22 protein-coding genes are annotated in these 24,092 nt (G+C 73.3%); 10 read left to right on the forward strand and 12 right to left on the reverse strand.

The features are described 5' to 3' along the window. Positions 1 to 5: 5 nt before the first annotated feature. Both arc and FHL80_RS03865 read right to left on the reverse strand, forming a co-directional pair. The gene (gene arc / locus FHL80_RS03860) at positions 6 to 1,784 is read right to left on the reverse strand and encodes a proteasome ATPase (protein WP_138732128.1); all 1,779 of its coding nucleotides are present in this window, start codon (positions 1,782 to 1,784) and stop codon (positions 6 to 8) included. Between the two features lie 140 nt (positions 1,785 to 1,924). Then, on the reverse strand, positions 1,925 to 2,842 hold the full coding sequence (locus tag FHL80_RS03865; RefSeq protein WP_216870395.1) for a tRNA (adenine-N1)-methyltransferase: 918 nt from the start codon (positions 2,840 to 2,842) through the stop codon (positions 1,925 to 1,927). 99 nt (positions 2,843 to 2,941) lie between these two features. Here FHL80_RS03865 and FHL80_RS03870 point away from each other — a divergent pair, with 99 nt between their 5' ends. Then, a complete protein-coding gene (locus tag FHL80_RS03870; protein WP_138732129.1) occupies positions 2,942 to 3,898 on the forward strand; it encodes a RecB family exonuclease in 957 nt (318 codons plus the stop codon). 69 nt (positions 3,899 to 3,967) lie between these two features. Here the strand turns inward: FHL80_RS03870 and FHL80_RS03875 are convergent, their stop codons facing one another. Both FHL80_RS03875 and metH read right to left on the reverse strand, forming a co-directional pair. Beyond that, positions 3,968 to 4,651, reverse strand: a complete 684-nt coding sequence (locus FHL80_RS03875) for an HAD family hydrolase (RefSeq protein ID WP_138732130.1) — start codon at positions 4,649 to 4,651, stop codon at positions 3,968 to 3,970. An 80-nt stretch (positions 4,652 to 4,731) separates the two neighbouring features. Beyond that, positions 4,732 to 8,562: a methionine synthase gene (metH, locus tag FHL80_RS03880; protein ID WP_138732131.1), complete on the reverse strand. Its 3,831-nt coding sequence runs from the start codon at positions 8,560 to 8,562 to the stop codon at positions 4,732 to 4,734. Positions 8,563 to 8,772: 210 nt separating this feature from the next. Here metH and FHL80_RS03885 point away from each other — a divergent pair, with 210 nt between their 5' ends. After that, positions 8,773 to 9,636, forward strand: coding sequence for a PAC2 family protein (locus tag FHL80_RS03885; RefSeq protein ID WP_138732132.1), 864 nt, complete (start codon positions 8,773 to 8,775; stop codon positions 9,634 to 9,636). Between the two features lie 118 nt (positions 9,637 to 9,754). Here the strand turns inward: FHL80_RS03885 and FHL80_RS03890 are convergent, their stop codons facing one another. Together FHL80_RS03890 and mshC are read right to left on the reverse strand one after the other, a co-directional pair. Beyond that, positions 9,755 to 10,795 carry an HD domain-containing protein gene (locus tag FHL80_RS03890; protein WP_138732133.1) on the reverse strand — a complete coding sequence of 347 codons (1,041 nt, stop codon included), beginning with the start codon at positions 10,793 to 10,795 and terminating at the stop codon, positions 9,755 to 9,757. Continuing rightward, complete coding sequence (gene mshC / locus FHL80_RS03895; protein ID WP_138732134.1) at positions 10,792 to 12,075, reverse strand: cysteine--1-D-myo-inosityl 2-amino-2-deoxy-alpha-D-glucopyranoside ligase; 1,284 nt, start codon at positions 12,073 to 12,075, stop codon at positions 10,792 to 10,794. The genes FHL80_RS03890 and mshC overlap by 4 nt, the downstream gene beginning before the upstream one ends. A gap of 123 nt (positions 12,076 to 12,198) precedes the next feature. Between mshC and FHL80_RS03900 the strand changes: the two genes are divergently transcribed. Together FHL80_RS03900 and argG are read left to right on the forward strand one after the other, a co-directional pair. Continuing rightward, entirely contained in the window at positions 12,199 to 12,915 is a 717-nt protein-coding gene (locus FHL80_RS03900; protein ID WP_138732135.1) for a maleylpyruvate isomerase family mycothiol-dependent enzyme, read from the forward strand. A gap of 48 nt (positions 12,916 to 12,963) precedes the next feature. Beyond that, positions 12,964 to 14,412 (forward strand): argininosuccinate synthase, encoded by a 1,449-nt coding sequence (gene argG, locus FHL80_RS03905; protein ID WP_138732136.1) that lies wholly within the window; start codon positions 12,964 to 12,966, stop codon positions 14,410 to 14,412. A 75-nt stretch (positions 14,413 to 14,487) separates the two neighbouring features. Here argG and FHL80_RS03910 read toward each other — a convergent pair whose 3' ends face one another. From FHL80_RS03910 to FHL80_RS03925, 4 genes are all read right to left on the reverse strand, one after another. After that, positions 14,488 to 15,336, reverse strand: coding sequence for an SCO1664 family protein (locus FHL80_RS03910; RefSeq protein ID WP_138732137.1), 849 nt, complete (start codon positions 15,334 to 15,336; stop codon positions 14,488 to 14,490). Between the two features lie 16 nt (positions 15,337 to 15,352). Beyond that, positions 15,353 to 15,904 carry a DUF3090 family protein gene (locus tag FHL80_RS03915; protein ID WP_138732138.1) on the reverse strand — a complete coding sequence of 184 codons (552 nt, stop codon included), beginning with the start codon at positions 15,902 to 15,904 and terminating at the stop codon, positions 15,353 to 15,355. Between the two features lie 9 nt (positions 15,905 to 15,913). Then, on the reverse strand, positions 15,914 to 16,615 hold the full coding sequence (locus FHL80_RS03920) for a histidine phosphatase family protein (RefSeq protein ID WP_138732139.1): 702 nt from the start codon (positions 16,613 to 16,615) through the stop codon (positions 15,914 to 15,916). Between the two features lie 75 nt (positions 16,616 to 16,690). Continuing rightward, positions 16,691 to 17,509 carry an undecaprenyl-diphosphate phosphatase gene (locus FHL80_RS03925; RefSeq protein ID WP_138732140.1) on the reverse strand — a complete coding sequence of 273 codons (819 nt, stop codon included), beginning with the start codon at positions 17,507 to 17,509 and terminating at the stop codon, positions 16,691 to 16,693. Between the two features lie 160 nt (positions 17,510 to 17,669). On the opposite strand from FHL80_RS03925, the gene FHL80_RS03930 reads away from it, so the two are divergent. From FHL80_RS03930 to FHL80_RS03940, 3 genes are read left to right on the forward strand one after another with little or no spacing between them, the layout of a single operon-like run. Continuing rightward, the gene (locus FHL80_RS03930) at positions 17,670 to 18,650 is read left to right on the forward strand and encodes an aldo/keto reductase (protein WP_138732141.1); all 981 of its coding nucleotides are present in this window, start codon (positions 17,670 to 17,672) and stop codon (positions 18,648 to 18,650) included. A 2-nt stretch (positions 18,651 to 18,652) separates the two neighbouring features. Then, positions 18,653 to 20,641, forward strand: coding sequence for an AAA family ATPase (locus FHL80_RS03935; protein ID WP_246078444.1), 1,989 nt, complete (start codon positions 18,653 to 18,655; stop codon positions 20,639 to 20,641). A 55-nt stretch (positions 20,642 to 20,696) separates the two neighbouring features. Continuing rightward, positions 20,697 to 20,963: a GlsB/YeaQ/YmgE family stress response membrane protein gene (locus FHL80_RS03940; protein ID WP_216870396.1), complete on the forward strand. Its 267-nt coding sequence runs from the start codon at positions 20,697 to 20,699 to the stop codon at positions 20,961 to 20,963. A 45-nt stretch (positions 20,964 to 21,008) separates the two neighbouring features. Here FHL80_RS03940 and FHL80_RS03945 read toward each other — a convergent pair whose 3' ends face one another. Beyond that, positions 21,009 to 21,800, reverse strand: coding sequence for a DUF2470 domain-containing protein (locus tag FHL80_RS03945; protein WP_138732142.1), 792 nt, complete (start codon positions 21,798 to 21,800; stop codon positions 21,009 to 21,011). 68 nt (positions 21,801 to 21,868) lie between these two features. Here FHL80_RS03945 and rpsD point away from each other — a divergent pair, with 68 nt between their 5' ends. After that, positions 21,869 to 22,474, forward strand: a complete 606-nt coding sequence (gene rpsD / locus FHL80_RS03950) for a 30S ribosomal protein S4 (protein ID WP_138732143.1) — start codon at positions 21,869 to 21,871, stop codon at positions 22,472 to 22,474. Between the two features lie 609 nt (positions 22,475 to 23,083). After that, on the forward strand, positions 23,084 to 23,497 hold the full coding sequence (locus FHL80_RS03955) for a VOC family protein (RefSeq protein WP_138732144.1): 414 nt from the start codon (positions 23,084 to 23,086) through the stop codon (positions 23,495 to 23,497). 9 nt (positions 23,498 to 23,506) lie between these two features. Here FHL80_RS03955 and FHL80_RS03960 read toward each other — a convergent pair whose 3' ends face one another. Next, complete coding sequence (locus FHL80_RS03960; RefSeq protein WP_138732145.1) at positions 23,507 to 23,761, reverse strand: Rv3202a family protein; 255 nt, start codon at positions 23,759 to 23,761, stop codon at positions 23,507 to 23,509. A gap of 127 nt (positions 23,762 to 23,888) precedes the next feature. Between FHL80_RS03960 and FHL80_RS03965 the strand changes: the two genes are divergently transcribed. Beyond that, positions 23,889 to 24,092, forward strand: a complete 204-nt coding sequence (locus FHL80_RS03965) for a DUF5703 family protein (protein ID WP_138732146.1) — start codon at positions 23,889 to 23,891, stop codon at positions 24,090 to 24,092.

Here is a 24,092-nt window from a genome sequence, read left to right on the forward strand (position 1 = left end):
GGTCGTTACAGGTACTGGCCGGTGTTGGTCGCGGTGTCGATGGCCCGGCCGCTCTCCGGGCCCTTGCCGCTGATGAGCGTGCGGATGTACACGATTCGCTCGCCCTTCTTGCCCGAGATCCGCGCCCAGTCGTCGGGGTTGGTCGTGTTGGGCAGGTCCTCGTTCTCCTTGAACTCGTCCACGCACGCCGCCATCAGGTGCCCGACCCGCAGGCCCCCGACGCCGGTCTCCAGCCGGTCCTTGATCGCCATCTTCTTGGCCCGGTCGACGATGTTCTGCAGCATCGCGCCGGAGTTGAAGTCCTTGAAGTACAGGACCTCCTTGTCACCGTTGGCGTAGGTGACCTCCAGGAAGCGGTTCTCCTCCGTCTCGGTGTACATCCGCTCGACGGTGCTCTGGATCATCCCGGCGATGGTCGCCTCGCGGCTGCCGCCGTGCTCGGCCAGGTCGTCGGTGTGGATCGGCAGCGTCGTCGTCAGGTACTTGCTGAAGATGTCCCGGGCGGCCTCGGCGTCGGGCCGCTCGATCTTGATCTTCACGTCGAGCCGGCCGGGCCGCAGGATCGCCGGGTCGATCATGTCCTCGCGGTTGGAGGCGCCGATGACGATGACGTTCTCCAGCCCCTCGACGCCGTCGATCTCGCTGAGCAGCTGCGGGACGATCGTGCTCTCCACGTCGGAGGACACCCCGGACCCACGGGTCCGGAAGATGGAGTCCATCTCGTCGAAGAACACGATGACCGGCGTGCCCTCGCTGGCCTTCTCCCGGGCCCGCTGGAAGACCAGGCGGATGTGCCGCTCGGTCTCGCCGACGTACTTGTTGAGCAGCTCCGGGCCCTTGATGTTGAGGAAAAAGGACTTCCCCTGGCTCCGGTCGTCGTCGCCGTTCATCTCGGCGACCTTCTTGGCCAGCGAGTTGGCCACGGCCTTGGCGATCAGCGTCTTGCCGCACCCGGGCGGCCCGTAGAGCAGGATGCCCTTCGGCGGCCGCAGCTCGTACTCGTGGAACAGGTCGGCGTGCAGGAACGGCAGCTCCACCGCGTCGCGGATCTGCTCGATCTGCCGGGACAGGCCACCGATGTCGGAGTAGTCGATGTCGGGGACCTCCTCGAGGATGAGCTCCTCGACCTCGCTCTTGGGGATCCGCTCGTACACGTAGCCCGACCGGGACTCCAGCAGCAGCGAGTCACCGCTGCGCAGCGGCTGGCCCTCCAGGGAGTCGGCGAGGTAGACCACCCGCTCCTCGTCGGTGTGCCCGATGACCAGCGCGCGGCGCGGGATGCCGGGCAACGGCTCGAGCAGCTCCTTGAGCATGACCACGTCGCCGGCCCGCTCGAAGCCCCGCGCGGCCACGACGTTCATCGCCTCGTTGAGCATGACCTCCTGGCCGTGCAGGAGCTCCTCCACCTCGACCGTCGGGGACACCGACACCCGCAGCTTGCGGCCGCCGGTGAACACGTCCACGGTGCCGTCCTCGAACCGCTCCAGGTAGATGCCGTAGCCGGACGGCGGCTGGCCGAGCCGCTCCACCTCCTCCTTGAGCGTGACCAGCTGCTCGCGCGCCTCGCGCAACGTGCCGGCCAGCTTGTCGTTGCGCTCGGACAGGAAGGCCGCTCGGCCCTCCGCCTCGGCGAGCCGCTCCTCCAGCGCGCGCACCTGGCGCGGGCTGTCGGACACCTTGCGTCGCAGCAGCCCGATCTCCTCCTCGAGGTAGGAGATCTGGCTGACCAGCGAGGCGACGTCACGCTCACGTCGCGCTCGGAACTCGTCGGGACCCACGGTCATCGCGCACCTCCGCACACCATCGGGGGCCAGGGAGCCAATCTATACACGCGAGCACCGACGACGCCGCACCCCGCGCAACGCCCGCGTCCGATGGTCCCCGACGTCATCCCCCCGTCACCCGGCGGCAAACAACGGGCCGCTCAGACCAGCTTCTTGCGGCGCTGCCGGATCGGCGCGACGGCCCCCTCGGCCAGCCGGCGGGCGGTGACGAGGAAGGCGGTGTGGGCGACCATCCGGTGCTCGGGCCGGACGGCGAGACCCTCGGCGTGCCAGGGCCGCAGCAGCGTCTCCCAGGCGTGCGGCTCGGTCCACACGCCCTGCGCCCGCAGCGCCTCCACGTAGGTCGACAGCTGCGTCGTCGTCGCCACGTACCCGACCAGGACACCGCCGGGCCGCAGTGCGGCGGCCACGGTGGGCAGCACCGCCCAGGGCTCGAGCATGTCCAGCACGACCCGGTCGACCACCTCGGCGGCCGGGTGCTGGTCGAGGTCGCCCAGCCGCAGCGACCAGTTGGCCGGCACCTCGCCGAAGAAGGCGCCGACGTTGCCCCGCGCGACGTCGGCGAAGTCCTCCCGCCGCTCGTAGCTGGTCAGCGTGCCCCGCTCCCCCACCGCGCGCAGCAGCGAGCAGCTGAGGGCACCGGACCCGGCACCGGCCTCCAGCACCCGCATGCCGGGGCCGATGTCGCCGAAGCCGACGATCTGCGCGGCGTCCTTGGGGTAGATGACCTGTGCCCCGCGGGGCATGGAGAGCACGAAGTCGGCCAGCAGCGGGCGCAGCGCCAGGTACCCGGTGTTCGCGGTCGAGTGGACGACGGACCCCTCGGGCGCACCGATCAGCGCGTCGTGGCTGATCGCGCCGCGGTGGGTGTGGAACTCCTTGCCCGGGGTCAGCACGACCGTGTGGTGCCGGCCCTTGGGGTCGGTCAGCTGCACCCGGTCGCCGGCCCGGAAGGCCCCCTCGACCGGCTCCGGCGCCTCGGTGGTCGCCGGGTCCCCGGCGACCACCTCGTCCGGGGTCGGGATCTCGTCGGCCGGTTGCTGCTGCTGCACGTCCACGTGGGACGAGGGTACGGACGGCGGATCCGCCGCCCCCGGCACGGACACCCGGGGACCGGCTGCGCGGAAGTGTCGGGGGTGCCACCTAGCCTCGGGTCCATGACGGTGACGCTGGCGACCGAGCAGACGGTGGACCCCGCTCCCGAGCGGACGACGGCGGCCGACACGGCCCCGCGCCGCCCGTCCCTCTCCCCCTCCCGGGCCGCCGACTTCAAGACCTGCCCGCTGCTGTACCGCTTCCGCACGATCGACCGGCTGCCGGAGAAGAAGTCCCGCGCCGCGGTGCGGGGCACGCTGGTGCACGCCGTGCTGGAGAAGCTCTACGACCTCCCGCCGGCCGAGCGCACCGTCGAGGCGGCCCAGACGCTGGTCGCGCCGGCCTGGGCCGAGCTGCGCGCCGAGCCGGGCATCGCCGAGTTGTTCGAGACGGCCGAGCCCGCCGAGGGTGCGCAGTCCGCCGAGGCGGCCGAGGCGGCCGGCGACGGGGGGCTGGAGGCCTGGCTCGCCTCGGCCGGTCAGCTGGTGGAGACCTACTTCCGGCTGGAGGACCCGACCCGCATCCAGCCGCACGGCCGCGAGGAGCTGGTCGAGGTCACGTTGCCCGACGGGCTGCTGCTCCGCGGCTTCGTCGACCGGCTCGACGTCGCCCCCACCGGTGCCCTGCGGGTCGTGGACTACAAGACCGGTGCGGTGCCGCGGGAGGCGTTCGAGGCCAAGGCGCTGTTCCAGATGAAGTTCTACGCACTCGTGCTTTGGCGCACCCGCGGGGTCGTCGCCGCGCAGCTCAAGCTGCTCTACCTCAAGGACGGCGACGCCCTCACCTACTCCCCCGACGAGGCGGAGCTGCTGCGCTTCGAGCGGACCCTGCAGGCGATCTGGGCGGCGATCGAGCGGGCCGTGGCCACCGGCGACTTCCGGGCGAACAAGACCCGGCTGTGCAGCTGGTGCGACCACCAGGCGCTCTGCCCGGCGTTCGGTGGGACCCCACCGCCGTTCCCGGCCGACGTGGCCGCGGCCGCCGGCTGGCGCACCACCCTGCCGGTCACCCCCGTCTGACCGGTCACCCCCGTCTGGCCGGTCACCCCCTCTGGCCGGTCGTGCCGCGGCGCCGGCGGCCCGGCAGGTTCAGGCGGACAGCTCGACCGGTCCGTGGGTCTCGACCAGCTCCCTGAGGTCGGTGACGGTCAGGCCGACGAGGGACTCCCGCAGCACCAGTCCGGGCAGAGAGTCCAGTGACTGCAACGAGGGCACCCCGAGGACGACCGCGCCTGCGGCCAGGCCGGCGGTGACGCCGACCGCCGAGTCCTCCACCACCAGGCTCGACCCGGGGTCGACCCCGAGCGCGGCCATCGCCTGCCGGTAGGGCGCCGGGTCGGGCTTGCGGGCCGGCACCTCGTCGCCGCAGACGGTGACGTCGAACGGCGGGTGCCCGAGCTCGGTGGTGAACCGGTCCAGCACGATGCCGGCGATGCGGCGTGCCGTGGTCGTCACCAGGGCCGTCGCCACGCCGGCGTCCCGGACGGCGGTCAGCAGCTCGCGGGCGCCGGGACGCCACGGGACGCCGTGGCTGGTCATCAGGTCCGCCGTCCGGTCCTCAACCCAGCGGGCGTCGGCGGCGTGCTGCTGCTCGGTGCGGGTGGTGCCGAGGTCCGCGTAGAGGATCCCCATGGCCACCGGCATCGACGTGCCGACCGTGCGCCCCCGGGCGCCGGCGGACAGCTCCCCGCCGAGCTGCCCGGCGAGCTCGGACAGCGCCTCGCCCCACAGCTCCTCGGTCTCCACCAGCGTGCCGTCCATGTCGAACAGCACTGCCTCCAGTGGCTGTAACCGGCTGCGCTGCAGGGGCCCGCCACGAGCTCGCGAGTGGTGGGGGGCAGCGGGGTCCTTCGTCATTCGTCCTCGGTCCGGTAGCCCAGGTTCGGGGAGAGCCACTTCTCGGCCTGGTCGACGGTCCAGCCCTTGCGGCGGGCGTAGTCCTCCACCTGGTCCCGACCCAGCCGGCCGAGCACGAAGTACCGCGACCGCGGGTGGGAGAGGTACAGCCCGCTCACCGAGGCGCCCGGCCACATGGCCATGCTCTCGGTGAGCTGGATGCCGGTCGCGGCCTCGACGTCGAGCAGCTCCCAGATCGTCCGCTTCTCGGTGTGCTCCGGGCAGGCGGGGTAGCCGGGCGCCGGACGGATGCCGGTGTAGGACTCGGCGAGCAATCCGTCGGCGTCCAGCGCCTCGTCGGGGGCGTAGGCCCAGAACTCCTTGCGCACCCGCTCGTGCAGCCGCTCGGCGAACGCCTCCGCGAGCCGGTCGGCCAGCGCCTCCAGCATGATGGCGCTGTAGTCGTCGTTGTCCTTCTTGAACTGCAGCACCCGCTCGGTCGAGCCCAGGCCCGCGGTGACCGCGAAGGCGCCGACGTGGTCGCGCAGGCCGGTCTCCCTGGGTGCGACGAAGTCGGCCAGCGACTTGCGGGCCGAGCCGTCGCGGCCCTCGGTCTGCTGGCGCAGCTGGTGCAGCGTGGTGCGGACGGCGGTGCGGGTCTCGTCGGTGTAGACCTCGATGTCCTCGCCGTCGACCCGGTTGGCCGGGAACAGCCCGAACACCCCGCTGGCCTGCAACCACTTCTCCGCCACGATCCGGTCCAGCATCGTCTGGGCGTCCTCGTACAGCCGGCGGGCCGCCTCACCGGTGGTCGGGTTGTTCAGGATGTCGGGGAAGCGGCCGCGCATCTCCCAGGCGTTGAAGAACGGCTGCCAGTCGATGTAGCCGCGCAGCTCCTCCAGCGGGTAGTCGGCGAAGGTCCGCACGAACTGGGTCGCCTGGCCGTGCCGGTGGTCGCAGTCCGGCCCGCTGCACAGGGCCCCTGTCTGAGACACTCCAGCCTGCTGCAGCAGCATCCGCGGCCGCGGCGGGGAGTAGTCGCTCCAGTCGATCTCCGGCGCCTGGGACCGCGCGGTGGCCAGCGGCAGGAGCTTGCGTGCGTCGGTGCGGGCCGCGTGCCGCTCGCGCAGCGCCGCGTACTCGGCGTCGGTCTCGGCCAGCAGCGCGGGCCGCTGCTCGTCGGACAGCAGCGCGGCGACCACCGGCACGGAGCGCGAGGCGTCCTTCACCCAGATCACCGGGCCGTGGTACTTCCGCTCGATCTTGACCGCCGTGTGGGCGCGCGACGTGGTGGCCCCGCCGACGAGCAGCGGGATCTCGAAGCCCTGGCGCTCCATCTCCGACGCCAGGTTGACCATCTCGTCCAGCGACGGCGTGATGAGCCCGGAGAGGCCGATGATGTCGGCACCCTCGGCCTTGGCGGCGTCCAGGATCTTCTGCGCGGGGACCATGACGCCGAGGTCGACGACGTCGTAGTTGTTGCACTGCAGGACGACGCCGACGATGTTCTTGCCGATGTCGTGGACGTCGCCCTTCGCCGTCGCCATGACGACCTTGCCGTTGCTGCGCTCGGCGTCCCCGGGCTGCTTCTCCGCCTCGATGAAGGGGATGAGGTAGGCGACGGCCTTCTTCATCACCCGGGCGGACTTGACCACCTGCGGCAGGAACATCTTGCCCGCGCCGAACAGGTCGCCGACGACGTTCATGCCGTCCATCAGCGGGCCCTCGATGACCTCGATCGGCCGGCCGCCCCGCGCGCCGATGAGGGCTCGCAGCTCCTCGGTGTCGTCCTCGACGAAGGCGTCGATGCCCTTGACCAGCGCGTGGGTGATCCGCTGGTCGACCGGCAGCGACCGCCACTCCTCGGTGGCCACCTCCTTGACCGATCCGTCGCCGGCGAAGTCGCCGGCGATCTCCAGGAGGCGTTCGGTGCTGTCGGGACGACGGTTGAGGACCACGTCCTCGATGCGCTCCCGCAGCAACGCGGGCACCTCGCTGTAGACCTCGAGCTGGCCGGCGTTGACGATCGCCATGTCCAGCCCGGCCTCGATCGCGTGGTACAGGAAGACCGAGTGGATGGCCTCGCGCACGGGGTTGTTGCCGCGGAAGGAGAACGAGACGTTCGAGACGCCGCCGGAGACCAGCGCGCCGGGCAGGTTCTGCTTGATCCAGCGGGTGGCCTCGATGAAGTCCAGGCCGTAGTTGGCGTGCTCCTCGATGCCGGTGGCGACGGCGAAGATGTTGGGGTCGAAGATGATGTCCTCGGCCGGGAAGCCGACCTGGTCGACGAGGACGTCGTAGGCGCGGCGGCAGATCTGCGTGCGACGTCCGAGGGTGTCGCCCTGCCCGTCCTCGTCGAAGGCCATGACGACGACCGCGGCCCCGTACCTGCGGCACAGCCGGGCGTGCTGGACGAACTCCTCCTCGCCGTTCTTCAACGAGATGGAGTTGACGATGGCCTTCCCCTGCACGCACTTGAGCCCGGCCTCGATGACCTCCCACTTCGAGGAGTCGATCATCGTGGGGACCCGGCAGATGTCCGGCTCGGCGGCGATCAGCTTGGTGAAGCGGTCCATCGCCTCGACGCCGTCGATCATCCCCTCGTCCATGTTGACGTCGATGACCTGCGCGCCGGCCTCCACCTGCTGCCGGGCCACGGCCAGCGCCGCCGGGTAGTCGCCGGCCTTGATCAGGTTCCGGAAGCGGGCGGACCCGGTGATGTTGGTCCGCTCGCCCACGTTGACGAACAGCGACTCCTCGGTGACGGTCAGCGGCTCCAGCCCGGACAGCCGCAGCGCCGGCCGCGTCGCGACCGGGGTGCGGGGCGGCGTCCCCTCGACGGCGGCGGCGATCGCCGCGATGTGCGCCGGCGTGGTCCCGCAGCAGCCGCCGACGAGGTTGAGGAACCCGGCGGTGGCGAACTCGGCCAGGATGCCGGCGGTCTCCTCCGGTGACTCGTCGTACTCCCCGAAGGCGTTGGGCAGGCCCGCGTTCGGGTAGCAGGAGACGAACGTGTCCGCGATCCGGGCGATCTCGGCGATGTAGGGCCGCATCTCCTTGGCCCCGAGCGCGCAGTTGAGCCCGACGAGCAGCGGGGCGACGTGCCGCACGGAGTACCAGAACGCCTCGGTGACCTGCCCGGACAGCGTGCGCCCCGAGGCGTCGGTGATGGTGCCGGAGATCATCACCGGCCAGCGGCGGCCGCGCTGCTCGAACAGCGTCTCGAGCGCGAAGATCGCGGCCTTGGCGTTCAGCGTGTCGAAGATCGTCTCGACGAGCAGGACGTCCGAACCGCCGTCGACCAGCCCGTTGGCCTGCTCGAGGTAGGCCTCGGCCAGTCCGTCGAAGGTGACGTTGCGGGCGCCGGGGTCGTTGACGTCGGGTGAGATGGACGCCGTCCGGCTGGTCGGGCCGATCGCGCCGACGACGTACCGCGGCCGGTCCGGGGTGCGCGCCGTCATCGCGTCGCACTCCGCGCGGGCCAGCCGGGCCGAGGCCAGGTTGATCTCGTACGCCAGGTCGGACATCCCGTAGTCGGCCAGCGAGATGCGGGTGGCGTTGAAGGTGTTGGTCTCCAGCAGGTCGGCGCCGGCCTCGAGGTACTCGCGGTGGATCGCGGTGACCACCTGCGGTGCGGTGAGGCTGAGCAGGTCGTTGTTGCCCTGCACGTCGGTGGGCCAGTCCGTGAAGCGCTCGCCTCGGTAGCCCGCCTCGTCCGGCCGGTCGCGCTGGATCGCCGTGCCCATCGCCCCGTCCAGCACCATGATGCGCTGGGTCAGCTGCGCGGTCAGCACTGCGGTGGCGTCGGGTCGGAGCTCGGCGGGGACGGGCGGGGAGAACTCGGGCACGGGGCAGTCCTCGGGCGTCGGTCGGGCACGGTCACGGGGGCGTCCGGTGCCAGGGCCCTGGCAACTCCGACGGGCCGCGGCGCCTCGTCGTCCTCGAACAGCGCTCCCATGCTCCCACTTCCTGTCCACCCTCCCGACGCAGGCGGTCCTGGCACGCCATCCCCGGCGGAGCACAGCGGCCGGTGGGCCAGATCGACGTAGGCTCGTCGGGTGATCGATCCCAAGTCCGTCGCAGACGACCTGCCCGAGCTGGACGACCCGGTGGTCGTGGTCGCGTTCGAGGGGTGGAACGACGCCGGTGACGCCGCCACCGGCGCGATCGAGCACCTCGAGCTCATGTGGGACGCCGACCTGCTCGCGGCGCTGGACCCCGAGGACTACTACGACTTCCAGGTCAACCGGCCCACCGTCTCCCTGGTCGACGGCATCACCCGGCGCATCGAGTGGCCGACCACCCGGATCTCGGTGACCAAGCCGCCGGGCAGCGACCGGCACGTCGTCCTCATCCGCGGCATCGAGCCGAACATGCGCTGGCGCAGCTTCTGCGACGAGCTCATCGAGCTGTGCCAGGACCTCGGCGCCACCACCGTGGTCGCCCTCGGCGCCCTGCTGGCCGACACGCCGCACACCCGGCCCACGCCGGTGAGCGGGTCGGCCTACGACGCCGAGTCCGCCGCCCAGTGGGGCGTGGAGACCTCACGCTACGAGGGGCCGACCGGCATCCTCGGCGTGTTCGCCGACGCCTGCGTGCAGGCCGGCCTGCCCGCGGTGAGCTTCTGGGCCGCCGTGCCGCACTACGTCTCCCAGCCGCCGTCCCCGCGGGCGACCGTGGCGCTGCTGACCCGCGTGGAGGAGGTGCTGGAGGTGACCGTGCCGCTGGGCACGCTGCCGCAGCAGGCCGACGAGTGGGTCAAGACCGTCGACGAGATGGCAGAGGAGGACGACGAGGTCGTCGAGTACGTGCGCTCCCTGGAGGAGCGGGCCACCCAGAGCGACCTGTCCCAGGCCAACGGCGACCAGATCGCCAAGGAGTTCGAGAGGTACCTGCGCCGGCGGGGTTCGTCCCCCAACTGAGAGGGCAGGTCGTGCCCTGTCGTCCCGAGTGGGGGCCGGAGGCCTCCGCGCAGGGACGACGCAGCGGCTCCCCGAAGCCGGGGACGGCACCTGGCCGCGGTGCGGCGCGTCAGCGTCGCTAGAGCAATGGCCGCATCCGCAGGGCGGCGGTGTCGTCGAACAGCCGGTCGTGGGTGGCGAGGGCGAACCGGTCGGTCATCCCGGTCACGTAGTCGACGACCTGGGTGACCGCGTCGGCCTCGGTGTCCCGGTAGCTGGCGGGGATGAGCTCGGGGTGCGCGAGGTGGTGGTCGACCAGCCGGCGGATGACGTCGATCGCCACGTTCTTCTGCCCGGCGGCGGTGTCGGACCCGTAGACCCGGGCGAACATGAACGCCCGCAGCTCGGCCATCGCCTCCAGCGCGTCCGGGGCCATGACGACGGCGCCGGTGGTGTTGGCCGCGGACAGGCTGCCCTCGACGACCGCGTCGATCATCGACCCGACCATCGCGCTGCCCGGGTCCCCGAACACGGTGCGCGCGCGGGTGGGCAGGTCACCGACCCGTAGGACCCCGGCCCGCACCGCGTCCAGCGCATCGTGGGAGAGGTAGCCGATCCGGTCGGCGTAGCGGACGCACTCGCCCTCCCGGGTGGACGGCGGTGGGGTGATCTTCCAGCTGTGCGCCCGCACCCCGTCGCGGACCTCCCAGGTGAGGTTGAGGTCCTCCAGCACCTCGACGATCCGCACCCCCTGGGCGGCGTGGTGCCAGCCGCCGGCGACGTAGGGGTCCAGGGCCTCCTCGCCGATGTGGCCGAACGGCGAGTGGCCGACGTCGTGGGCCAGCGCGATCGCCTCGGCCAGCGTCTCGTTCAGCGACAGCGCGGTGGCCAGCGACCGGGCCACCTGGGTGACCTGCAGGGTGTGGGTGAGCCGGGTGACGAAGTGGTCGCCGTCGGGGTGCAGGAAGACCTGGGTCTTGTGCTTGAGCCGGCGGAACGCCTTCGCGTGCAGGATCCGGTCGCGGTCCCGCTCGTACGCCGTCCGGAGCTCGTCCTCCGGTTCCGGCCGTGCCCGGCCCCGGGTGCGCGCCGCGCGGGCAGCGGCCGGGGCGAGCTGCTCCTCTGCGCGCTCCCTGGCCGCGCGGTCGGCCAGCCGGAATGCCGACCCTCCCCCGGTCACGGCGCCAGCGCGATGCCGAGCAGCGCGTCCACGAGGTCGCGGACCACCACCGGGGACTGCTCGTCCCAGTCGTCGGTCGCCTCGGCCACGGGTGCCGCGTTGCCGGACCGGGCCTCGGCCAGGCTCGCCGCCGCCCAGGCGTCGACGGCGGCGATCGCGCCCGGGGTGTCCAGGTCGTCGGCCAGCCGCTCGCGCACCGCGGCCAGCACCGGGCCGGCGGGGGCGCCGAGGGGCAGGGACACCGCACGGCGCCAGGTGTCCAGCCGCTGCAGCGCCGCCTCCAGCAGGTCCGGCGTCCAGGCCCGGTCGGTGCGGTAGTGCCCGGACAGCAGCGCCAGCCGGATGGCCATCGGGTCGACGCCCTCGCCGCGCAGCCGGGAGACGAACACCAGGTTGCCCCGGCTCTTGCTCATCTTCTCCCCGTCCAGCCCGATCATCGCGGCGTGGACGTAGGCCTGGGCGAAGGGCTTGGTCGCGGTGAGCGCCTCGGCGTGGACGGCGGAGTACTCGTGGTGCGGGAAGACCAGGTCGCTGCCACCGCCCTGGACGTCGAAGCCGGTGCCGATCGTGTCCAGCGCGATGGAGGCGCACTCGACGTGCCAGCCCGGCCGGCCGGCGACCCCGTGCGGGCCGGGCCAGGCCGGCTCGCCCTCCCGGGCACCGCGCCACAGCAGCGGGTCGAGCCGGTTGCGCTTGCCCGACCGGTCGGGGTCGCCGCCCCGCTCGGCGGACAGCCGCAGCATCGTCGCCTCGTCGTAGCCGGACTCGCTGCCGAAGCCGGGCGCCAGCGAGACGTCGTGGTAGACGTCGCCGGTGCCGTCGTCGAGGGAGTAGGCCAGGCCGGCGTCCTCCAGCGCCTCGACGTGCGCGACGATCCGCGGGATCGCCTCGACGGCGCCGACGTAGTCCTCCGGCGGGAGCACCCGCAGCGCCGTCATGTCCTCCCGGAACAGCGCGGTCTCGCGCATGCCGAGCACGATCCAGTCCTCGCCGTCCCGGTTCGCGCGCTCGAACAGCGGGTCGTCGACGTCGGTGACGTTCTGCACGTAGTGCACCGCGTGCCGGGCGTCCCGCCAGACCCGGTTGACCAGGTCGAAGGCCAGGTACGTGGCGGCGTGGCCGAGGTGGGTGGCGTCGTAGGGGGTGATGCCGCAGACGTACATCCGGGCCGTGCGGCCGGGGGTGGTCTCGACCACCTCACCGCGCGAGGTGTCGAACAACCGGAGGGCGGGGCCGGCACCCGGCAGGGTCGGGAGCAGCGGGGCGGGCCAGGAGAGCACGTCACGAGCCTAGTTCCGGACGCCGGCAGGGAGCACGGCACCCGATCCCGTCGCACCCCTCCCCTAGCGTCCTGCCCGAGCGGCCGGCCGGTCGAGGGACGGCAGTGGAGGGAGAGGACGCCCGTGGCACCCGAGGAGCACCTGCAGGTCCTGCGCGAGGAGAACGCCCGCTTCGCCGCGGCGGCCACGGCCGCCTGCGCCCGGCACGGGTGGCGGGCGAGGGTCCCCGGCTGCCCGGACTGGGACCTCGCCGACCTGGTGTGGCACCTGGCCGGGGTGCAGCACTTCTGGGGCTGGCTGGTGCGCGCCCGGGCCACCTCGCCCACCGGCCACCCCGACCCGGTGCGGCCGGCCGACGACGAGCTGCCCGCGTTCCTGGCCGACCAGGCCCGCGCGCTCGAGGACACGCTGACCCGGGCGGCGCCCGCCGACCGGGTGTGGACCTGGGCACCCCAGCAGGACGTCGCCTTCGTGCTGCGCCGGCAGGCCCAGGAGGCCACCGTGCACCGGGTCGACGCCGAGCAGGTGCTCGGGGAGGTCACGCCCATCGCCACCGGCGTCGGCATGGACGGGCTCGACGAGTGGCTGGAGGTCATGGTCCCCGGCGCCCTGCCCGACGGCCCACCGGCCGCGGCCGAGCCGGTGGTCTTCCACGCCGTCGACGCGGACGCCCAGCGACGGCTGTTCGCCGGGTCGGGCGACCTGCCGGTGGCCACCCTCACCGGGCCGGCGGGCGACCTGCTGCTCGCCGCCTGGCGGCGCGTCCCGTTGTCCACCGTGACCGTCGACGGGAACGCCGATCGCGCCACCGAGCTGCTGGCGACCACAACCGTGGGCTGACCGACCCCGGCTTTGCATGGTCATGCAGCACCATGCATACTTCTTGCCGTGTCCAAGGTCCTCACGTCCCTGCCCGTCGGCGAACGCGTCGGGATCGCCTTCTCCGGTGGTCTCGACACCTCGGTGGCGGTGGCCTGGATGCGCGACCGCGGCGCGGTGCCGTGCACCTACACCGCCGACATCGGCCAGGCCGACGAGCCCGACATCGGTTCGGTCCCCGGCCGGGCCACGGCCTACGGGGCCGAGATCGCCCGGCTGGTGGACTGCCGGGCCGCCCTCGTCGAGGAGGGGCTGGCCGCCCTGACCTGCGGGGCGTTCCACATCCGCTCCGGGGGCCGCAGCTACTTCAACACCACGCCGCTGGGCCGGGCGGTCACCGGCACGCTGCTGGTGCGCGCCATGCTGGAGGACGGCGTCCAGATCTGGGGCGACGGGTCGACCTACAAGGGCAACGACATCGAGCGGTTCTACCGCTACGGCCTGCTGGCCAACCCGGCGCTGCGGATCTACAAGCCGTGGCTGGACGCCGACTTCGTCACCGAGCTGGGCGGCCGCACCGAGATGTCCGAGTGGCTGGTCGCCCACGGCCTGCCCTACCGGGACAGCGCGGAGAAGGCCTACTCGACCGACGCCAACATCTGGGGCGCCACCCACGAGGCGAAGGCGCTGGAGCACCTGGACGCCAGCGTGGAGATGGTGCAGCCGATCATGGGCGTCCGGTTCTGGGACCCCGAGGTGGAGATCCTCGCCGAGGACGTCACGGTCGGCTTCGAGTACGGGCGGCCGGTCACCCTCAACGGCAAGGAGTTCGACTCCCCCGTCGACCTGGTGCTCGAGGCCAACGCCATCGGCGGCCGGCACGGGCTGGGCATGTCCGACCAGATCGAGAACCGCATCATCGAGGCCAAGAGCCGCGGCATCTACGAGGCGCCCGGCATGGCGCTGCTGCACGCCGCCTACGAGCGGCTGGTCAACGCCATCCACAACGAGGACACCCTGGCCAGCTACCACACCGAGGGCCGGCGCCTGGGCCGGCTGATGTACGAGGGCCGCTGGCTGGACCCGCAGGCGATGATGCTGCGCGAGTCGCTGCAGCGCTGGGTCGGCATGGCCGTGACCGGCGAGGTGACCCTGCGCCTGCGGCGCGGCGAGGACTACTCGGTCCTGGACACCACCGGCCCGGCGTTCAGCTACCACCCGGACAAGCTGTCGATGGAGCGGACCCTGGACTCCGCCTTCGGGCCGCTGGACCGGATCGGCCAGCTGACCATGCGGAACCTGGACATCGCCGACTCCCGCGCCAAGCTGGAGCAGTACGCCCGGATGGGCATGGTCGGCGGCTCCACGCCGACGTCGATCGGCGCGGCGCAGGCCGCGGCCACCGGGCTGATCGACGCCACCCAGGAGGGCGGCGCCGAGGCGATCGCCTCCCGGGGTGGCATCTCCGCCCACGACGAGCTGCTGGACCGGGCCGCCATGGAGTCCGGCACCGATTGAGGACCCCCCTGCCCTCCACCACTCGCACGCTCGCGGCGGGACCCTGCAGCGGGGCCGCTCCAGCAGTCACCAGAGCTAGAAGGGCGGCCAGGGCAGCGCCGGCCAGTCGCCGCTGGGCTGCGGGTGCAGCTGGGTGCGCAGCAGGTCCGCGACCCGTTGCTGGGTGCGCCGCACCTCCCGGCGGGTGAGGTGCTCGTGCAGCTGCTCCCCCAGCTCGCCGCGCAGGTCCTCGGCCAGCCGCTCGAGCACGGCCAGGTGCTCCAGCAGCAGCGGCCGGCCGGCCCAGCGCCACAGCAGGGTGCGCAGCTTCGGGTCGACGGAGAAGCAGATCCCGTGGTCGACGCCGTACACGTGCCCGTCGGTCATCGGGATGATGTGGCCGCCCTTGCGGTCGGCGTTGTTGACCACCGCGTCGAACACGGCCATCTGGCGCAGCCCCGGGTCGTCGCGGCGGACGAACTCGGCCAGGTCGACGCCCGGGTCGGCGTCCATCCACAGCTGCACCATGCCGTGCCCGAACGGACCGTCGCGGAGCACCGTCGGCGGCACGACCGACCAGCCGGTCGCCTCGGACACCAGGTGGGCGCTGATCTCCCGGCCGGCGAGCGTCCCGTCGGGGAAGTCCCACAGCGGCCGCTCCCCCGCCACCGGCTTGTAGACGCAGGTCGCGGCCAGCGTGTCGGTGCGGATGGCGCCGACCAGCGTCACGTTGCTGGCGTCGAGGAGCCGGCCCTCCATGTCCAGCTCGCCGTCGCGGAGCAGCGAGGCGATCTCCGCGGGGCCGGCCGGGGCTCGGCGGTCGCCGTGGTCGAGGGCGGTCACGTCCAGCGTGCGGACGTCCTCGGCGTCCTCGGCGTCCTCGTAGTCGAGGTCGTCGTCGAGGAGTTCGTCGTCGGGCCGGGGGCCTGGCTCGGAGGCGCTCATGGTCTCCCCCGCCGGCTCAGCGGCGGTAGCCGTTCTGCCGCGGGCAGACGTGGCCGGCGGGGTCGAGCGGCATGGAGCACAGCGGGCAGGCGGGCCGGCCGGCGGCGATCACCCGGCGGGCGCGGGCGACGAACGCCCGGGCGGCGCCGGGGGTGATGGTCACCCGCAGCGCATCCGGGCCCTCGTCGCTGTCGGAGAGGATCGCGTCCTCCTCGATGGGCTCCTCGCCGGCGGCGACGGCCTCGACGACGACGGCGTCGGCCTCGCCGTCCCAGGCCAGGCCCATCGCGGCGACCCGGAACTCCTCGTCCACGGGGGCGGTGAGCGGCTCGAGGTCGTCGACGTCGGCCTCGGGCGGGACGACGACGGAGGCGCGGTTGGCGACCTCGTCGAGCAGCTCGCTCATCCGGTCGGCGAGGACCTGCACCTGCGACTTCTCCAGCGCCACGCTGATCGTGCGGCCGGCCTCGTCGGAGGCCTGGAGGTAGAAGGTCCGGTCGCCGGGCTGGCCCACCGTGCCGGCGACGAACCGGCTGGGACGGTCGAAGAGGAAGACCTGACGTGGCACGGGATCAGGTTACGCGGCGCCGGAGCCCGCGCCGCCGCCGACGACGGCGTCGGAGGAGGGCTTGCGGCGCCCGCGCTTCTTCTTCGGCGGGATGAGGGCGGAGACGTCCCCGCCGGTGTCGTTCACCCGGACCACGAACGGCCGGGTGTCGGTGTAGCTGACGACCGAGATCGACGCCGGGTCGACCACGATCCGCTGGAAGGAGTCCAGGTGCATGCCGAAGGCGTCGGCCAGCACCGCCTTGATCACGTCACCGTGGCTGCAGGCCAGCCAGACGGCGTCCGGCCCCAGCTTGCCGTTCCACTCCCGGACGGCGGCGACCGCGCGGGCCTGGGTCTGCGCCAGCCCCTCCCCCTCCGGGCCGGGGAAGACCGCCGCGGAGGGGTGCTGCTGCACGACCTTCCACAGCGGCTCCTTGGTCAGCTCCGTGATCGGCCGGCCGGTCCAGTCGCCGTACCGGGCCTCGCCGAGCCGGTCGTCGGTCTGCAGCTCCAGGTCGCGGTCGGCGACGACGGCCCCGGCGGTCTGCCGGCAGCGTTCCAGCGGGCTGCTGACCACGGCGGCCAGCGGCACGCCGGCCAGCCGCTGGGCCACCGCCTGCACCTGCGCCTGGCCGGCGTCGTCGAGCTGGACCCCCGGGGTCCAGCCGGCGAGCACACCGGCGGTGTTGGCCGTCGTCCGGCCGTGCCTGAGCAGGATGACGGTGGTCACGCGGGCGAGCGTAAGGCCCTGCTGCAGGGACCCGCCGCGAGCCCGCGAGTGGTGGGGGCAGCAGGGTCCTCCGCGTCAGGTCGGGTCGAGGACGCCGGCCCCGACCAGGGCGAGCAGCGCCAGGCCGAGCACCACCCGGTAGACGACGAACGGCGTGAAGCTGCCCCGGGTCAGGTAGCGCAGCAGCCAGGAGATGACCGCCAGGCCGACGGCGAAGGCGATGACGGTGGCCAGGATCGTCGGCCCCCACGCCACCCCGCTGTCCAGCGACTCGACGACCTGGAAGAAGCCCGATCCCAGCACCGCGGGGACGGCCAGCAGGAACGAGTAGTCGGCGGCTGCCGAGCGCGAGTAGCCCAGGAAGCGGCCGGCGGTGATCGTGCCGCCGGACCGGGAGACGCCGGGGATCAGGGCCATCGCCTGCGCGAACCCGAACACCAGGCCGTGCTTGACGGTCAGGTCGGGCAGCTCCCGGCGGGTGCCGCCGACCCGGTCAGCCCAGAACAGGACGAGGGAGAACACCACGAGGGCGATGGCGATGATCCGCAGATCGCGGAACGTCGACTCGATCTGGTCCTGGAACAGCAGCCCGAGGACGACGATCGGGATGCTGCCGATGATGATCAGCCAGCCCATCCGGGCGTCCGGGTCCTTGCGCAGCGCCGGGTCGCGCAGCGCCCGCAGCCAGGTGCCGATGATCCGGCCGATCTTCTTGCGGTAGTAGAGGAGGACGGCGCACTCGGTGCCGATCTGGGTGATCGCGGTGAACGCCGCGCCCGGGTCGTCCCAGCCGAAGGCCGACCCGACGATCCGCAGGTGGGCGCTGGATGAGATCGGCAGGAACTCGGTGAGGCCCTGGACCAGGCCGAGGACGACGGCTTCGAACCACCCCATGGTCAGGCCACCCGCCGCATCGTCGGCAGGAGGTCGGGGCACGAGGGGGTCGGTTGCACGGCAGGCACCCTAGAGCGGCGACCTGGGCCCGGTCCGGCGACGCCCGGGAGCACCCGGCGTTGCCGTGGTCACGATCGGCGCGACGGTAGGTTGGGCAGTCGTGGAACAGCGGGCGCTCGGGCGCAGCGGCCTGGTCGTCTCGCGGCTCGGCCTGGGCACCATGACCTGGGGCCGGGACACCGACGAGGACGAGGCCGCTCTGCAGCTCACCGCCTTCGTCGACGCCGGCGGCACGCTGGTCGACACCGCGGACGTCTACGCCGACGGGGAGAGCGAGCGGACCCTGGGGCGGCTGCTGGCCGACGTCGTCCCCCGCGACCACGTGCTGGTCGCGACCAAGGCCGTCGGCCGGACGGCGCCCGGGCCGATGGGCCACGGCGCCTCCCGCGGCCACCTGCTGGCCGCGCTGGACGCCTCCCTGGAGCGGCTCGGGCTCGACCACGTCGACCTGTGGCAGCTGCACGCCTGGGACGACGCGACCCCGCTGGAGGAGACGCTGGCCGCCTGCGACCAGGCCGTGAGTTCCGGTCGCGCCCGCTACATCGGGATCAGCAACTTCTCCGGCTGGCAGACCGCGTACGCAGCCACCTGGCAGCGGGCCTGGCCCGGCCGCACCCCGATCGTCAGCACCCAGATCGAGTACTCGCTGCTGCAGCGGGGCGTCGAGCGGGAGGTGGCACCGGCGGCGGAGACCCTGGGGCTGGGCCTGCTGCCGTGGTCACCGCTGGGCCGGGGCCTGCTCACCGGCAAGTACCGGCACAGCACCCCCACCGACTCCCGGGGCGCCTCACCGCAGTGGCAGGGGTTCATCGACCGGCTGCGCTCCACCACCGCCGACCGGGTGGTGGAGGCGGTGATCACCGCCGCCGACGGGCTGGGGACGACGCCGCTCGGCGTGGCGCTGGCCTGGCTGCACGACCGCCCCGGCGTCGTCGCACCGATCGTCGGTGCCCGGACCGCGCAGCAGCTGCAGGCCGCGCTGGACGCCGACGGGGTGCGGCTGCCCCCGGCGATCGTCACCGCCCTCGACGACGTCTCCTCCCCGCCCTTCTCCTATCCCGAACGCCGTCCGGAGCAGTGACCGTGAGCACGCCAGTGACCAGCCCCACCCCTGACCTCGTCTTCGCCGCCTTCTGCACCGCCGGCCTCTGGCCGGGGCTGGGCAAACGGACGGCGGCCGACCTGCCCGCCGCCGGGATCACCACCCCCGAGGACGTCTCCGCCGACCGGCTGCAGAAGCTGCCGCGGGTGGGCCGGCAGCGCGCCGAGCGGCTGTTCAGCTCCTTCCTGGCCGCGCAGCCGACCTACGACGTCGTCGAGCTGCTGGTCACCGCCGGGCTCAACCCCCGGCTGGCCGCCAACTCCGCCGACGCCCTCGGCCCGGACGCCGCCCGCCGGCTGCGCGACGACCCGTGGGCGCTGCTGGGGCTGACCGGGGTGACCCTGGCCGACGCCGACCGGCTGGCGGTCAACGTGCTCCCCGGCGCCGACCGGCAGGACACCCGCCGCGGCCGGGCCGTGGTCGGGCTGACCCTGCGCACGGCCACCCGGGACGGGCACACCGTGCTGCCGGCCGACCTGGTGGTGGCGGCGCTGCGGGCCGAGCAGATCGACGACCCGGCGGCGGCGATCGTGGCCGCCGTCGAGGGCGGTGACGTGCTCGAACACGCAGAAGGACCTCGGTCCCCCCTCCGCTCGCAAGCTCGCGAGGGAACCCTGACCGAGGCCGGAGACGCGGAATCCGACCTCGACGAAGAACCGCAGGTGCGGGCGCTGTCGCTGGCCCGGTACGGGATGGCCGAGGAGGCGGTAGCGGAGAACGTGCACCGGCTGGTGGCCACCAGCGAGCGGATCGCCGACCCCGCCTCGGTCCGGTCGGTGGCCAAGGGCCTGGACCCGGCCCAGCAGGCCGCCGTCGCCGGGGTGCTGGGCGCCGGGGTCTCGCTGCTCACCGGCGGCCCGGGCACCGGGAAGAGCCGCACCGTCGCCTCCCTGGTCCAGCTGCTGCAGGCCAAGGGCACCGAGGTGGCGCTGGCGGCGCCCACCGGCCGGGCGGCCAAGCGGCTCGAGGAGCTGACCGACCACCCAGCGGTGACGGTGCACCGCCTCCTCGGCGCGCAGGGCACCACCGGCGGGTTCTCCCGCAACGAGGAGTGGCCGCTGGACGCCGACGTGGTCGTGGTCGACGAGGCCTCGATGCTCGACGTCGAGCTGACCGCCGCGCTGCTGGAGGCGTGCAAGGACGGTACCCACCTGCTGCTGGTCGGCGACCCCGCGCAGCTGCCCTCCATCGGCCCGGGGCACGTGCTCGGCGACCTGATCGACTCCGGGGCGGTGCCGGTCACCGAGCTGACCACGCTGCACCGGCAGGCCGCCGGTGGCGCGATCGCCCGGCTGGCCACCGGCGTCCGGGGCGGTGAGCTGGTGCAGGTCGAGTCCCCCGACCGGGAGGTGGTCATCGTGCCGGCCACCGGCAGCGCGGAGGCCGCCAAGCGGGTGGTCCAGCTGGTGACCGACTCGATCCCGCGGGCGCTGGGCATCGACCCGGCCACCGTGCAGGTGGTGACGCCGGTGCACCGCGGGCCGGCCGGCACCATCGAGCTGAACAAGGCGCTGAAGGAGAAGCTCAACCCCGGCACCGGCACGGTGTTCGGCTTCGACGTCGGCGACCGGGTGGTGGCCACCGCCAACCACCTGGACATCGAGCCGATCGGCTTCGCCAACGGCGAGGTCGGGGTGGTCACCGGCACCGGCGAGGGCTCGCTGAGCATCGACTTCAGCTCCGGGCCGGTGACCGTGACCGGCACCGCGCTGTCGGACCTGCGGCACGGCTGGGCGATCACGGTGCACCGCGCACAGGGCTCGGAGTGGCCCGGTGTCGTGGTGGTGCTGCCCCCGGAGGCGGGCGGGATGCTGTCCCGGCCGCTGGTCTACACCGCGCTGACCCGCGCGCAGCGGCACCTGTCGATCGTGCACGCCAGCGGCGCGGCGCTGGCCCGGGCGGTGCGGGAGGTCGACGTCCGGCCCCGGCGCACCCGGCTGGCCGGGCTGCTCGCCGAGCTGGCCGACTGACCCAGCGTGTCGCGCGTCGCGTTTGCCGGGTTGATCTTGAGGGAACCGTCGTGCCATGGGCATCATCGGCTTCCTCGTGTTCGGGCTGATCGTCGGCGCGCTCGCGCGCCTCATCAAGCCCGGTAGGCAGAACCTCAGCATCCTCATGACGCTCGTGCTGGGCGTCGTCGGCTCGCTGATCGGCGGGCTGGTCGCCAGCGCGCTGGGCACCGGCGACTTCGGCGAGCTGAACATCCTGGGCGCGATCGTGGCGATCATCGCCGCGGTGCTGCTGATCGGCGTCGCCGAGGGCGTCAGCGGTGGCCGGCGCTCCGTGCGCTGACCACCCCCTCCCGCTCGTCCCCTGCCCGGGGCGCTGACCGCGTCGTCAGCGCTCCGGGCAGACGCGTCTCGCGGCGCACATCAGCCGGTGCACCGCGGCCCCCAGCTGGTCGGGGTCGCTGACCGGCTCGGCGAAGGGCACCCGGACGTCGGCGTGCCCGCAGCGCTGCTCGATGCGCAGCCGGAAGCCGTACCGGTCCAGTCCGAGCGGGCGCACCACGTCGTCCGTCGTCACCCTGCGCAGCACCTGGGTCCGCAGCAGCGCCAGCTCCTCCGGGTGGGCGACGTCCAGGTGCTGCAGCGCGGCGGCCTCCAGGCCGACCAGCGGGTCGGCGGTGGCGGCGAGGTAGTCCTCCGGGTCCACCTCGGTGACCGTGCCGCACTCCCCCAGCACCACCTCCGCCAGGTCCAGCGACAGCAGGGTCGTGCCGCGGCCGACGTCCAGCAGCGCACCCACCGGGGCGACCTCGGCGAAGGCCACCGCGGCCGCCCGCGCGTCGGGCCCGGGCACCGGCGTGAGCCAGCCGGAGAGCCAGACCTGCGCCCGCACCGGCTCGCGCAGCGGCACCGGCGCGTGGTCGGTGACCAGCAGCAGCGCGGCCAGGTCGCCGTCGGCGCTGTGCGCGACGGCGGTGCACACGTCGCCGTCGGTCGGCACCACGAGCAGCACCCGGCCGTCCGCCGTCGTGGCGTGGCCGAGCACCCGGCTGCCGTCGATGCCGGCGGCGCAGACCGCGGCCGCCGGCCGGGCGGCGACGGTGCGGGCGCGCTCGGCCACCGTGGGCCGCAGGGCGCTGGGGACAGGACCGGGGACGGCGGGACGGGGCGTTCGTGTCATGCAGCACTCCGGGGTCGGGACGTCGCGTCGTCGGGGTAAGGTGAGCCTAACCGAACTCGGAGGCCCGTGTGAACAACTCCCGACCCAAGGTCCGGCGCAGTCGCGCGCTGGGCATCCCGCTCACCCCCAAGGACGTCCGCTACTTCGAGCGGCGCCCGTACCCGCCGGGTGAGCACGGGCGCAAGCGCAAGAACACCAGCGACTACAAGACGCGGCTGCTGGAGAAGCAGCGGCTGCGCGCGCAGTACGACATCAGCGAGACCCAGCTGCGCTCGGCGTTCGACCGGGCCCGGCGCAGTGGCGGCAAGACCGGCGAGGAGCTGATCACCCACCAGCTGGAGTCCCGGCTGGACGCCACGGTGCTGCGGGCCGGGTTCGCCCGGACGATCTACCAGGCGCGGCAGACCGTCAGCCACCAGCACGTGACCGTCAACGGCACGCGGGTCGACCGGCCCAGCTACCAGGTCCAGCCCTACGACGTGGTGGAGATCGCCGAGCGCAGCAGGGCCAAGGCCCCGTTCCAGGTGGCCGCCTCGGGCGCGCACGGCACGGCACCGGCCTACCTGGAGGTCTCGCTGCCCCAGCTGCGTTGCGTGGTGGCCCGCCGGCCGCGGCGCGACGAGGTGCCGGTGGTCTGCGAGGAGCAGCTGGTCGTGGAGTACTACTCCCGCTGACGTGCAGCCGGCGCCCTGCGCTCAGGGCGCCGGCGGGCCGCCGTTCCGCCTGAGGACCTGACCGTCCGCCCCCCTGTCGTCAGCCGGCGGAGCTGACGCCGGTCAGAACACCGCCGTCGTCACTGCTGGCTGTGTTCCCTTTGTAGGAGTCGTTGCATCGTTGGGGATAACGGTTGTGTCAGCAGCGGAGCCGTTACGCCGGAGGCGCGGATGCCCGGCAGAGCCGACGCTGCACGCGCCGGCGTCCTCACGCAGTCGGGCCGGGCGCGTCCGGGTCGGCGACGATGCCTCCCCTGAGCACGGAGATGATCATGGCGCGCCGCTCGGCGTCTACACGGGCAGGCCCCTGCGAGCACGACTCGCGTGCGGAACGCATCCAGATGGCGGGTCGGCGACGAAGGCCTGTCGTGGCCGATCATCGGGGCATGCCCGGTGCTCGGACGCCGCCGTCCTGCTGCCCCTGACCCTGGCGCTGGCCGGTTGCTCGTCCGCCGCACACCGTCGCTGCCGACCCCGGCTCCGATCGGGCCAGCTGGGCAGCCGGGCGACCGGCGAGCTGCAGCTGATCGACCCCCGATGAGTCCTGCGGTCCGGCAGGGTCTCCCGGACATGGACCCCGTCACGTCGACCGCCGCCCTCGTCGAGGGCCTGGCCGTCGTCACCCTGTTCACCGAGGACCTGCCTGCGACCCGGGCGTTCTACGCCGAGGTGCTGGGCCTGCCGCTGGAGTTCGAGGACGCCCACTCCGCGGTCCTCAGTACCGGCAGCGCGCTCCTCAACCTGCTGCGGGTCGAGGTGGCCGACGAGCTGGTCACGCCGGCGACCGTCGGCGGTCCGGGCCGGGGTGCCCGGGCGCTGTTCACCACCCGCGTCGCCGACGTCGACGCCACCGCCGCCGAGCTCACCCGCCGCGGGGTCGTCCTGCTGAACGGTCCGCTGAACCGGCCCTGGGGCCCGCGCACCGCGGCCTTCGCCGACCCGGCCGGCAACGTGTGGGAGATCGCCGGGCCGGCCACGGGCTGACCCGGCTCGTCAGTCCCGGACGTCGTCCTCGTCGGCGGGCACCGCAGCCTGCTGCTCGAGGACGTCGTACTCGTCGGCCTCCGGGTCACCCGCCCGCAGCCCCCCGGCGCTGCCCGGGACCGCCGACAACTGCTGCTCGATGCCGTCGGCCTCGGGGACGTCGTCGGCCGGCGGGGCCACCTCGTCGGCGAGCTCGGGCACGGGCGGGGTCTCCGGCTGCTGCTGCTCCTGGCGGTCGGCGTCGGTCGCTTCGGGGTCGGTCATGGAGTGCTCCTCCGGGTCGGCTGGGCTGCTGGACAGCCTGCCCGGGTCGAGCGCCCGTGACACCCACGAGGGACGCCGCGCTGACCACCACGTGACCGGAACGCGTCCGGCAGGCACAATCGGGCGGGTGTCAGCACCCGGCGAGTACGAGTACGCCCCGCTGCGCATCCCGGCGGGCACCTCGCGCTCGGCCGCCGCGCAGCTCATGAGCTTGCAGTCCGACACCGGCGGCTGGGAACTGGCCCGCCTCCAGTTGCACGCCGACGGCACCCGCAAGGTGATCATGCGGCGCCGGATGCGGCTGTCCTACCTGCCCGGCCCCATGATCTGA

The sequence above is a fragment of the Modestobacter excelsi genome, from assembly GCF_005930495.1.
Lineage (GTDB): Bacteria > Actinomycetota > Actinomycetes > Mycobacteriales > Geodermatophilaceae > Modestobacter > Modestobacter excelsi.

What these genes read in the sequence shown, in the direction of transcription:
- arc (WP_138732128.1), bottom strand. Translation starts at nt 1,784, where the DNA reads ATGACCGTGGGTCCCGACGAGTTCCGAGCGCGACGTGAGCGTGACGTC.
- FHL80_RS03870 (WP_138732129.1), top strand. Translation starts at nt 2,942, where the DNA reads ATGACGGTGACGCTGGCGACCGAGCAGACGGTGGACCCCGCTCCCGAG.
- FHL80_RS03910 (WP_138732137.1), bottom strand. Translation starts at nt 15,336, where the DNA reads ATGAGCGCCTCCGAGCCAGGCCCCCGGCCCGACGACGAACTCCTCGAC.
- FHL80_RS03925 (WP_138732140.1), bottom strand. Translation starts at nt 17,509, where the DNA reads ATGGGGTGGTTCGAAGCCGTCGTCCTCGGCCTGGTCCAGGGCCTCACC.
- FHL80_RS03940 (WP_216870396.1), top strand. Translation starts at nt 20,697, where the DNA reads ATGGGCATCATCGGCTTCCTCGTGTTCGGGCTGATCGTCGGCGCGCTC.
- FHL80_RS03945 (WP_138732142.1), bottom strand. Translation starts at nt 21,800, where the DNA reads ATGACACGAACGCCCCGTCCCGCCGTCCCCGGTCCTGTCCCCAGCGCC.
- FHL80_RS03955 (WP_138732144.1), top strand. Translation starts at nt 23,084, where the DNA reads ATGGACCCCGTCACGTCGACCGCCGCCCTCGTCGAGGGCCTGGCCGTC.
- FHL80_RS03960 (WP_138732145.1), bottom strand. Translation starts at nt 23,761, where the DNA reads ATGACCGACCCCGAAGCGACCGACGCCGACCGCCAGGAGCAGCAGCAG.